The sequence below is a fragment of the Novosphingobium huizhouense genome (genome assembly GCF_020179475.1).
Taxonomy (GTDB): domain Bacteria; phylum Pseudomonadota; class Alphaproteobacteria; order Sphingomonadales; family Sphingomonadaceae; genus Novosphingobium; species Novosphingobium huizhouense.
Genome location: NZ_JAILXZ010000001.1, coordinates 1007044 through 1017476 on the forward strand (window position 1 = coordinate 1007044; position 10433 = coordinate 1017476).

Annotated in this window: 8 protein-coding genes; all 8 read left to right on the top strand. The window is 66.6% G+C overall.

What is annotated here, in order from left to right; genetic code table 11:
• The first annotated feature begins 145 nt into the window (after window positions 1–145).
• From K3A85_RS05005 to K3A85_RS05040, 8 genes are read left to right on the top strand one after another with little or no spacing between them, the layout of a single operon-like run.
• Complete coding sequence (locus K3A85_RS05005; protein ID WP_225205388.1) at window positions 146–661, top strand: hypothetical protein; 516 nt, start codon at window positions 146–148, stop codon at window positions 659–661.
• Window positions 658–915 carry a hypothetical protein gene (locus K3A85_RS05010; protein WP_225205389.1) on the top strand — a complete coding sequence of 86 codons (258 nt, stop codon included), beginning with the start codon at window positions 658–660 and terminating at the stop codon, window positions 913–915. The genes K3A85_RS05005 and K3A85_RS05010 overlap by 4 nt, the downstream gene beginning before the upstream one ends.
• A complete protein-coding gene (locus tag K3A85_RS05015) occupies window positions 908–3322 on the top strand; it encodes a coiled-coil domain-containing protein (RefSeq protein ID WP_225205390.1) in 2415 nt (804 codons plus the stop codon). Before K3A85_RS05010 ends, K3A85_RS05015 begins: the two co-directional genes overlap by 8 nt.
• Window positions 3319–3990 carry a hypothetical protein gene (locus K3A85_RS05020; RefSeq protein ID WP_225205391.1) on the top strand — a complete coding sequence of 224 codons (672 nt, stop codon included), beginning with the start codon at window positions 3319–3321 and terminating at the stop codon, window positions 3988–3990. Before K3A85_RS05015 ends, K3A85_RS05020 begins: the two co-directional genes overlap by 4 nt.
• Window positions 3974–4570 (top strand): hypothetical protein, encoded by a 597-nt coding sequence (locus K3A85_RS05025; protein WP_225205392.1) that lies wholly within the window; start codon window positions 3974–3976, stop codon window positions 4568–4570. Before K3A85_RS05020 ends, K3A85_RS05025 begins: the two co-directional genes overlap by 17 nt.
• Window positions 4555–4989: a DUF6950 family protein gene (locus K3A85_RS05030; protein WP_225205393.1), complete on the top strand. Its 435-nt coding sequence runs from the start codon at window positions 4555–4557 to the stop codon at window positions 4987–4989. Before K3A85_RS05025 ends, K3A85_RS05030 begins: the two co-directional genes overlap by 16 nt.
• Window positions 4974–7040, top strand: a complete 2067-nt coding sequence (locus K3A85_RS05035) for a phage tail protein (protein WP_225205394.1) — start codon at window positions 4974–4976, stop codon at window positions 7038–7040. Before K3A85_RS05030 ends, K3A85_RS05035 begins: the two co-directional genes overlap by 16 nt.
• A gap of 11 nt (window positions 7041–7051) precedes the next feature.
• Window positions 7052–10411, top strand: coding sequence for a hypothetical protein (locus K3A85_RS05040; protein ID WP_225205395.1), 3360 nt, complete (start codon window positions 7052–7054; stop codon window positions 10409–10411).
• The last annotated feature ends 22 nt before the right edge of the window (window positions 10412–10433 follow it).

Below are 10433 nucleotides of genomic sequence, written 5' to 3' on the forward strand. Positions count from 1 at the left end.
TTGGCGCCGCCTGGCGTAAGGGACCTGGAGCAGTCGGGAGCTGTTCCAGGTCCCGCTTTGCATCCCCCGCATGATCTGATCGCAGTACAGCCCGGAACTTGTTCCGGGGCGCGGGGCAGCCAACGCCGCAGGCATATCGCCGGGCATGGACACTCCCGAAACCACCACGCTCGAAAGCGCTTTCGCGCCGCTGCTCAATCTCGACACGCTGATCATCCGGCCGGTGATCGCGATCGACGATCAGCGCTATGAAATCCTGTCGCCCGACGAGCTTTCGATCATCGACGGCCACCGCTTCGGCGTATGGGGCCGGCGCATCAACGCCATTGCCGAAAGCGACGTCGCCAGCGAGGCGGAAGAGGCCGAGCTGGAGGAGCTGGTCGACCGCATTGCGAAGCGCGTGGCGGTCGGCGTGCCGGCCGAAGTCTTCGCCAGGCTGAGCGGCGCGGCCAAGCAAGCCATCGTCGATGTTTTTACCGGGCTCCTGCTGGGCAAGCGTCTCGGCCTGGCGGGAGCGATCGCGAAGGCGGTGGGGACGAACGGCGCGATCGGCGACCAGCTGACTGGGGAGAGCTCGTCCCCCGGCTCCAGCGGTTCTACGGCGGCCGTCCCGAATGGTGGCTGGCTGAAGCGCCTCGCGCGCTGGTTCGCGCTTTCGTGACGATGATGTCGCGCATCGAAGCCCGCGAGCACCTGGACGCCATCCGGGGCCAGGGCATCGCCTTCGGCGGCTATGAGCAAGCCGACCGCAAGGCGATGATCGATGCGCTGCACGCTGCCGAACGCGGTGAGCGCGAGGATGCGCAGGCCAAGCCAAAGCGGCCGACGTTCGACCAGATCGCGGCGATGGGCATCCACGTGGAGTTCGTGGACCCGCCGTCAGAGCCTTCTCAGGAGGCGCTGAGCAATGGCTGAGGTGCTGGGCGAAGCGCTGCTGATGCTGCGCACCGATGACGGCGCTTTCAATGCCGGCGTGGACAAGGCCAAGGCGGCGGCAACGGGCCTCGGCAAGACGCTGGACGCCGCCTCGGGCAGTTCGCTCAACCTTGCCGACAAGATGCGCCAGGCGGCGACAAGCGGTGAGCAGGGCACGCGCGCGTTCACCGTGGCGGCTGCCGCGACCGATGCGCTGGCGATCGCGCAGACCAACGCAAAGGTCGCGATCGACAATTCGGCCGCCGCGCTGCGGGCGGCGAAGATCACCCAGGACGAGCACAACCGGACGGTGATCGAGGCCAAGCAGACGCTGGCGCTGTACGAGGAAGAACACCGCCGCGCCCAGACCGAGCTGCGCAAGACGATCAACGCCATGGGCCAGACGACGGGCGCATCGGCCGGGCAGAAAGCCGGGCTGATGCAGCTGACGCAGCAGCTTGGCGACATGTCGACGATGTACGCGCTCGGCATGCGGCCGCAGCAGATCTTCGCCAGCCAGATCGGGCAAGTAACCGGCGCCATCCAGCTGATGGCTGGCGAAGGCAGCAAGTTCGCGCGTTTTCTTGGCGGGCCTTGGGGCTTGGCGATCTCGACGGCGGTGATGGTGCTTGGCCCGCTCGTTGGCGAGCTGCTCTCGGCCGACGACGCGATGAAAAAGGTCGAGCTGGCATCGGACGGGCTTTCTGACGCGCAAGGCGTCCTGGGCAAGATGTTCGATCTGACCACCGGCAAGCTGAAGCAGCAGAACGAAATGCTGCGGCTCAACGCGCAGCTCATGGCGATCAACCTGCGCGCCCAGGCGTCGGCCGAGAAGGCCAACAACGAGAGCGCCATGGGTAACTTCCGAACCGGCACAATCGGCCTGTCGATGGGGCAGAAGGCGCTGGGCGCGCTCGGCATTCCGGTCGGTGCCTCGGTCGAGCGCGAGAACGCGGTGCGCCAGCTGGTGGCCGACATGCGCGCCGGCCGCGTCGACGGCATGCAGGCAGCGAAGCGTGCCGAAGGGCTCGACTTCAGTGGTCTTGCGGTCACCAAGGAAGAGTTCCTGAAGGCCGTTGCCGACGGGGTGTCCTATCCCGAGAAGCAGAAGATCGCCGACGCGATCGAGCAGTCGCTCAAGGATGGCGTTCTCGATCCGTCGCTGCGCCAGCCTGGCAGCCCGAAGAAGAAGAACGGCAAGAGTGCCGCCGAGATCGCGGCAGCGTTCGAGCAGGACATGGCGGCGCTCGACCTTGAGGAGCTGCAGGCCAAGCTGGACCTGGCAACGTCGACCCAGGAGCGGGCCGATATCGCTTACGAGATGCTCGGCGAACAGCGCACCCAGCGCGAGGCCGAGATCGACGCGAACAAGGATTATAGCGAAGCGCAAAAGCGCGCGCTGAAGGCACGGCTCGACGCGCTTTACGGCAAGGAATCGGACAAGCCCGGCGTTCTCGATCTCGCAGGCGGCTTGTTCAACCAGCAGGTCGGCAAGCAGCAGCGCGACGAGGAGGCGCGCCTCGCCAACGACATGCTGGCGCGCCAGGCGCAGACGCTGGAAGCCTGGGCGCAGGTGAGCCGCAGCGCCGACGAGCGCGCGCGGCTCGAAGCCGAGGCGCTGGCCTTGCAGCAGCAGATCCAGACCAACCTGCTCGAGCAGCAGATCGCGAGCGGCCAGGTGGCCGATGCCGAAAAGGCCCGTGCCGAGCTGGCGAGCCAGCAGGCGGCGGCGCGCACCGGGCTCGAGCAGCGCAGCGAAGGGCCGCTTGCCGCCTACGTGGCCGGCTTGCGCGACGACAAGCTGAACAATGGCCGCCGCGCCGAGGCGCTGGTGGTCGAGGAGCTGGAATACGTCCACAACGCGATCACCGATGCGATCAGCAGCCGCCTGGGGGTGAAGGACCCGCTGCTAAAGGGCCTGCTCGACTTGTTCATCCAGGACGTGCTGATCCGGCCGATCGCCGAGGCGCTGCAAGCGGCGCGATCGAGCGGCGGCGGCGGCGGGCTGCTCGGATCGCTGGTCAAGGGCATCGGTTCGATCCTGGGCGGCGCGAGCCCGCAGGCGTCGCTGGTGAGCAGCGCCAGCGCCACGATCAGCGACCCGGCCTTCGCAGGCCTGTTCGCCGACGGCGGCACGATCCCGACCGGCAGCTGGGGCATCGTCGGCGAAGAAGGGCCGGAGCCGGTATTTGCAACCGGCAGCGGCGTGGGCGTGATGCCCAATTCGGCCTTGCGCGAGATGGGCGGCCAGCGACCGGGCGCGCTGCACGTGACGGTTTCGGGCGCGCGCGGCAACGCCGAGATCGAGGCCATGGTGCGCCAGGGCGTCGCGGCCGGCCTTACCGCCTACGATGCCGGCGTCGGCGATCGGGTGCAGGAACATCTGGCGAGGCGCGGGCAGCAATGAGCATTTTCGACTGGCCCGCCACGCTGGTGCCGCGCAACATCCAGGTGCTGCCGCCGCGCGCGACGCAGGGGCTTACCGAAAGCCTGACCCAGTTCACCCAGGCGCAGCCGGTGATCCGGCCGCCGTTCACGGTGACGATGGAATTCGACGAGCTGTTCGGCCGGGATGTGCTGGCCTGGCGCGCGATGCTGGCGCTGCTGGAAGGCCGCGCGCACTGCGCCCGGCTGCCGCTGTTCGACCTTTGGTATCGCGCCAGCGAGGCAGCGATCGCGGCCGGGCTTTCGGGTTTCAGCGACGGTGCGCTGTTTTCGGACGGGGCGTCCTTTTCGACGTCGGACCTTGCCGACGTCACGGTGACCGGAGCGCAGGGCCAGCGCTGGATCGAAGTCGATTTCGGCGACCATGGGCAGCTGCTTGAGGGCGGCCTGTATTTCGGCATTGGCGAACACCCGTACATTGCCAGCAGCGTGGTCTGGACGGGCACCGTGGCGCGGATCCGCTGCTCGCCGACTTTGCGGACTGCCTATGCCGATGCGCCGCTCAAGCTGAAGCCGACGATGATCGGGCGGCTGACCAGCGACGACGGCGGCGCCCTGATGCTGAAGAACCTGCGCCACGGCGCGCCGTCGATCACGTTTCAGGAGGACTTCGTTGAGCCTCTTTCCTGACACGATCGCGGCCGACCTTGCGGGCAAGGTGGTGCAGTGCTGCTTCCTGGTGAAGTTCGACTTCACGACAGAGCCGGTGCGGCTGTGGATCGGCGGCAACGGCAAGCTGACCACCAACGACGGGCAGGTCTGGAGCGGGCTTGGCCAATTCGGCGCGGTGAGCGGGGTTGAGCAGGCCGTCAACGGCGATGCGCCGGAAATGAGCTTTACCCTGTCGGGCATCGACGCGCAGATCATGCGGCTCGCCAAGGATGAGTTCGAGGCCGAGGTAAAGGGCCGCCTCGTCTATGTGCTGCTGCAGTTCTTCGGCGTGGATGATCCCGACGATCCGGACAACCAGCGCCCGCTCGACCTGCCTTATCCGATCACCGCCGCGCGCTGCCTGAAACCCGAGTTCCAGTTTGCAGAGAACGGTGAGCGATCCGTGACGGTGAAGGCCGAGAGCCTGTTTTCGCTGCGCAGCCGACCGCGCTGGTCGATGTACACGGACGCCGACCAGCAGCGGCGCTTCCCCGGCGACAAGGGGTTCGAGTTCGTCTCTTCGCTGGTCAACAAGGTGGTGACATGGCCGGACTATTGAGACCCGGCCAGGACGCAGTCGCGTCAACGCTGGAAGTGTGGGCGCGGCTGCCGTTCAAGTGGGGCAGCACCGACTGCTTCCTGTCGGTGCTGGACCATGTGGAGTTCGTGACCGGCCGGCAACTGCAGGTCAGGCCGCGCTATCGCACCGCGCTGGGCGCGCAGCGCATCCTGCAGCGCTGGGGCGGTTTCGAGGCCTATTGCAGCATGGTCATGGCGCGGCTCGGCTGCCCGACCACGGTCAATCCCGAACGCGGCGACGTGGGCCTGGTCCGCCTGCCCGACGTAGGCCTGACCATGTGCCTGTGCATCGGTGAGCTGTGGGCCGCGCGCGGCGACCATGAAGTCCTGACCGCACGGTGCGAGCCCGAAATCGCCTGGCGCGTGGTGGCAGGAGGCAGCCAGTGCCCCAGGCAATAGCAGCCTTCATCGGCGGCGTGGCCTTTGCCGCGACAACGGTCGGCCAGATCGTGGGCTGGCTGGTCCTGACCGCGATCACCACCGGCCTCAGCGCGCTGGTGACTTCGGTCTTCGGGCCGGCGCGGCCCAAGCCGAGCGACGGCCAGCTGACCGCCCGCGGTTCGGTCGAGAGCCGCCGTCGCAACTACGGCATCGTCCATACGGGCGGGGTGCTGACGTTCGAGGAAAGCAGCAACGGCACGCTGGGCATCGTCGTGACGCAGGGGACCGGCGAAGAAACCGAGATCCTGGAGCATCGGATCAACGACCGGAAGGTAACGCTGGACGGCAGCGGCACTGTTACCGAGGCGAGCTATCGCGGCGCGATCCATATCTACACGCGCCTGGGCACCGCGTCCCAGACGGCGATATCGCAACTGACGGCCAAGTTCTCGCAGTGGACAAGCAACCATCGCCAGCGCGGCTGCACGCATGCCGCGATCATCTGCGACCCGGTCAAGCAGAAGTATTTCAGCGAAGTCTTCAACGGCCGCGAGCCTGTCTACACCTCGATCCGCAAGGGCGTGAAAGTCTACGATCCACGGCTTGATTCGACGGCAGGCGGCAGCGGGCCGCAGCGGTTGAACGATCGGAGCACCTGGGCCTGGAACGACAACGCGGCGCTGGTGATCGGCGACTATGCGGCGCACGAGGACGGCTACGGGCTCGGCTACGAGAATGTGAACTGGGCCAACATCGCGGCCCAGGCGGACATCTGCGACCAGACGGTAACGACCGTCACGGCCGCGACGATCAAGCGCTGGCGGCTATGGGCGAGCTACCAGCTTTCGAAGGATGAGCGCCGCCAGGTGCTGGCCGACATGCTGAAGGCCTGCGACGGTTTCTGCTGGCAGGGGCCGGACTTCAAGTTCAACCTGCTGGTGGGCGCCTACGAAGCGCCGACGCTGACCATCACGGACGATCATATCCTGGCGCTGGGCGCGTCGCTGGGGCCGAAGGCGCAGCAGCGGGTGAGCACGCTCAAGATGCTCTATACCGAAGCGGCGATCGGGTATCGCGAGCAGGAGAGCGCCGGCATCGACGTGCCAGGCGCCGACGAGGATCCGAACACGGATCCCCAGGCAATCCAGCTCTACTATGCGCCGCACCATAACCAGGCGCAGCGGGTGGGCAAATTGATGGCAGCGCGCCTGGGCGACCGGTGGCACCTGGACCTGTCGCTGAACCTGTTCGGGCTCAACCTGCTCGGCCGGCGCTTCGTCCGGATCGTTTCAGAGCAGTTCCCGATCGATGCGACCTTCGCGATCGACAGCGGGGTCAAGATCAACATCGGCCGCACCCGCACGACGATCCAGGCCGGGCTGATCGAAGTGCGACCGGAGGACTGGGCGTTCGACGCCTCGGCCGAGGAAGGCACGCCGCCGATCGCGCCCGACACCACGAGCGCGCCCGTGGTTATCGCCGTGCCGACAGGCCTTGCGCTGAGCGCCGTGCAGATCGCGCTGAGCAGTGGCGGCGGGGTGGCGATCGCGGCCACCTGGTCGCCCGATCGCGCGGACCTGGCCTACGAGGTGCGCTACCGGCCGACGGCAGGCGGCGACTGGGTGATGATGACGGTCGACAACGACGCGCTGACTGCGCGCAGCGGGCCTGTCGATACCTCGACGCAGTACGAGGTGCAGATCCGGGCTGTGACGCTGAGCTATCGAGCGAGCGCCTGGAGCAGCTCGGTTACCATCACGCCGGTCGCCTCGAACACGCCATCGGCGCCGGCCTCGCTCGCGGCGACGGGCGCGGCCGGATCGGCCAGCATCACCTTCCGCATGCCGGTTGAAAGCAGCCTGGCCTATGCGCGGCTATATCGCGGGACGAGCAGCTCGTTCGGATCCGCCACCCAAGTCGGCGGGGATATCGTCGGCGCCCTGGGCGAGGTCAAAACCATCTCCGACACCGGCCTTAGCGCCGGCACCAAGTATTACTGGGCGCGCGCCTTCACCAGCTCGGGAGGCGCTGGCGCGCTTGCCGGGCCGGTGACCGCGACCGTCACCTGAGCGAGGGCAGCATGGGTAGCATCGTAGACCAGATCAACCGGGCGTTCCGTGATTATGTCACCGACGGTATCGCCTCGAGCGGCATCCAGGACGTCGACAAGGCAGAGGCGCGGGCGATCGGCCCGATCATCGAAAATGCGATCGCGCAGGTGAGCCTGGGGGCGATGGTCGACGTGACTTATGCCACGCGCGCCGCGCTGAATGCCGATCTTGCCTGGGCAGCCGGCAGCGTGGCGCTGGTCTATGGCGACAGCACGGACGCCAACAATGACCTGTACACCAAGAGCGGCGCATCCGGCGCCGGCTCCTGGACGCTGACTTCGGCCTTCCACACGATCATCAGCGGTCTGGCGCAGCCGTTTGTGACGGCGGCTTCCGGGCACCGGGCGCGGGCGCAGAACGCCGTCATGCAACAGAGCTGGTCGGCGCTGGCTGCGGCAACCGGAATGGTGGCCGGCGATCGCGCGCAAGTGTCGGCGGCCGATACAGGGACGCACGCGTCGCTGTCGGGTGATTTCGGTGCAAGCGGAGGGCAGACAGCGAACAGCGGCGTATTCCAGTATTCTGCCTCGGCGCCGACAGGGTGGGTGCGCGTCGACGACCTGGACAGCACCAAGTCGGGTACGTTGTTGGGGACCGTCACCAATTCGGGCACGGCCAATCCGCCGACCGCAGGCACCAGCAACGGCACGGGTACGCTGATCGACGCGACCGCGTTCGGTGCGGCGGGCGTACTGCAGCTGTGGGTCTATGCAGGCGCCGATGGCTGGATCACACCCTTCACGTGCTCACTCAACGGCGACAACACGATCAAGCTGGAACAGATCGGCGTGCCACGCGCGGCGGTGGGTGGCACGGTAGTCAGCTTTCCGAGCTTCACGCCGGACGTTGCCGCCAACCATTATCCCGGCTTTGTGACCGAGCAGGGGGTGATTTCCATCGCCACAGCATCGGGCCGGAATACCTGGACGGTCGCGGGCACAGTGCCGCCCGATAATCTGTCGAGCGGGTCTTCGGCTCGAACCATTGTCAGCAATTCCCGGATGCGGCTCTATTGGGAGGTTTCGACCGGGCAGCGCGGCGACGAGATCAAGGACATTGCCGCGCGCACTGCTTCAACCTTCGCGCTGGGGACGGCGACCGCGTCGGTCGGCATCATCCCCGCGTCGGACGGCTCGGCCAGCTATGGCGCAGGTTCGCTCACCCTCGTCAGTCGCCAGCCCGCCACCTTCGACGGCGTGGTCACTGCGGCATCCACGCACACGGCCAATTCGGGCACGGGGTACTTTGCCGTCCTCGAGCGCGTGGGCGCCAACCTGGTCCCGCGCTACATCGAGCCAAACCTGCGGAACTTCGCGGCGGGCGCCAACGACTTCACGGACTTGATCATGCCGATCCGGCGCGGGCAGTTCGTGGCAGTCTATACCACGGCCACTGTTCGCTATGGCACGGCGAGCGGACAAGGCGGCGGCGTCTGGTTCCGCAGCGGTACGCCCGGCACGGTGGGGATAGGCTTTGCGCCCTCATTCCAGGCGACCAACGCGCCGCGCCTCGGGTACACTATCAGCCCGCTCGTCGCTGGGTTGAAAGCGCAGATGGACGCAGGCGACGCGGTGCTGCTCGACCTCATTGTCGGCTCGCAAATCACCTTCGGATCAACCGCTGCCAACGCGACGCAGGGTGGCGCCGCCCTGACGATCTTCCCGCTGTCGGCCGTCACCAAAACGGGGCTCGTCACCAACATCACCTTCCCGGCTGCAGTGGCCGGCAGCCAGGTAACCGCCGTCGTTGCCACCAAATCGGGCAATAACTGGACGACGGTTTCGGCCACGACCCTGCCCGGCGCGACCGTCGTCGGATCCAACTCGTACAGCGGCCTCAACATCGAGATCGCGGCGGGGCAATATCTCGCGCTCTATGCGCCTGCAGGCACGCTGCAGTGGCAGACGGGCGGCGGTGTCGGCTTCGACTACATCCTTGGCGGTCCGAATTTCTCCAACACTGCGCGGACCAGCTCGACAGCCAGCGTCACGTTCGCGATGCAGTACACCATCCAGACGGGCCTCATGGCCAAGCTGGATTTTGTCGAAAGCCTGAACACGGCACTAGCCGCGCGTGTCAGCACGCTCGAAAACGCCAGTGCAACTCCTGGCATCACCGCGCGATCGTTCGACGCGCTGGGCATTACGATCACCAGCGCGCAAGTGATGGCGATGCCAGCGACCGGGCAGAGCAATTCGGTGCCGTTCTTCGCAGCCGGTGAGACCAGCGCACCGATCACCACGACGCAGCTTTACAGCAACGTGATGTCCAACGGATCGGGCGGATTTACCGGCCTGGTCAGCGTCACGACTGAAAAGAACTGGGTGACGGCGGCCAACTTCGCGACCGTTACCGGGCTGCGCCAGGGCTGGTTGACCGACCCGGCCTCGCAGTGGCTTTCGTCCTACACGGCAGGCGTCAACGGAGCGTCGATCGACCCTGCGGCGGGCACCACCATGGGCGCCGGATCGGCCTCGGTTACAAGCCTTGGAACGCAGGCCACAACGCTGAAGAACGCGGCGACGGCAGCCGGCAAGTCGTTTTCGGTTCCGCTTGTCTTCCTCACCCAGGGTGAGACCGACCAGCTGAACGGCATGGCCAAGGCCACCTATGCGAACCACCTCGAGAACTGGCGCGTTTCGGCGCGATCGACGATCCGTGGCGTTACCGGCAACACCGATGACCTGATCGTGCTGATTTCGCAGCCGGTGGCCTATCTGCGGCGCACTGGCGATGGCGGCAGCGGCCCTGTTCTTGCGCAATTTGAAGCCGCGCAGCCGACGGCCGCGCAACCCAATCCGCGCTATCACCTGGTCGGCCCAATGTACCGCTATCCGCACGCTGCGGATCAGGTGCATCTGTCCCGCGATGGGGTGAAGCTGCACGGTGCGTATGAGGGCCGGGCTGCAGCTGCGATCCTCGCCGGCAAGAAGCCGCAATCGCTCAAGCCGATCTCGGCGGAGTACGAAGGCAACATCGTTCGCGTGCGGTTCGAGGTGCCGACGCTGCCCCTGGTGTTCGACAGCACCGCGTTGGGAGCGACAACAACCCAGGGCATCAGGGTTGTCGATGCGAGCGGAACGGCGACGATTACCGGGCTCTCGATCGACAAGGATACCGTCGTGATCACTTGCTCGGCCAATCTGGCAGGCCCGGTTAAGGCCCGCTTCGCGCTCGACTACCTCGGCGCCGGGCGAAACATCGACAGCGGCGCGTCCTGCACGCTGCGCGACAGCACGCCAGACCGCATCACGATCAGCGGCACGAGCTGGCAGATGTTCCACTGCGCGCCGATGTGCGAACTGACCGCAGTCAACGTGGGGGTTTGATATGACCTGGCAACCAATCGAG

What these genes read in the sequence shown, in the direction of transcription:
- K3A85_RS05040 (WP_225205395.1), top strand. Translation starts at nt 7,052, where the DNA reads ATGGGTAGCATCGTAGACCAGATCAACCGGGCGTTCCGTGATTATGTC.
- K3A85_RS05020 (WP_225205391.1), top strand. Translation starts at nt 3,319, where the DNA reads ATGAGCATTTTCGACTGGCCCGCCACGCTGGTGCCGCGCAACATCCAG.
- K3A85_RS05005 (WP_225205388.1), top strand. Translation starts at nt 146, where the DNA reads ATGGACACTCCCGAAACCACCACGCTCGAAAGCGCTTTCGCGCCGCTG.
- K3A85_RS05015 (WP_225205390.1), top strand. Translation starts at nt 908, where the DNA reads ATGGCTGAGGTGCTGGGCGAAGCGCTGCTGATGCTGCGCACCGATGAC.
- K3A85_RS05030 (WP_225205393.1), top strand. Translation starts at nt 4,555, where the DNA reads ATGGCCGGACTATTGAGACCCGGCCAGGACGCAGTCGCGTCAACGCTG.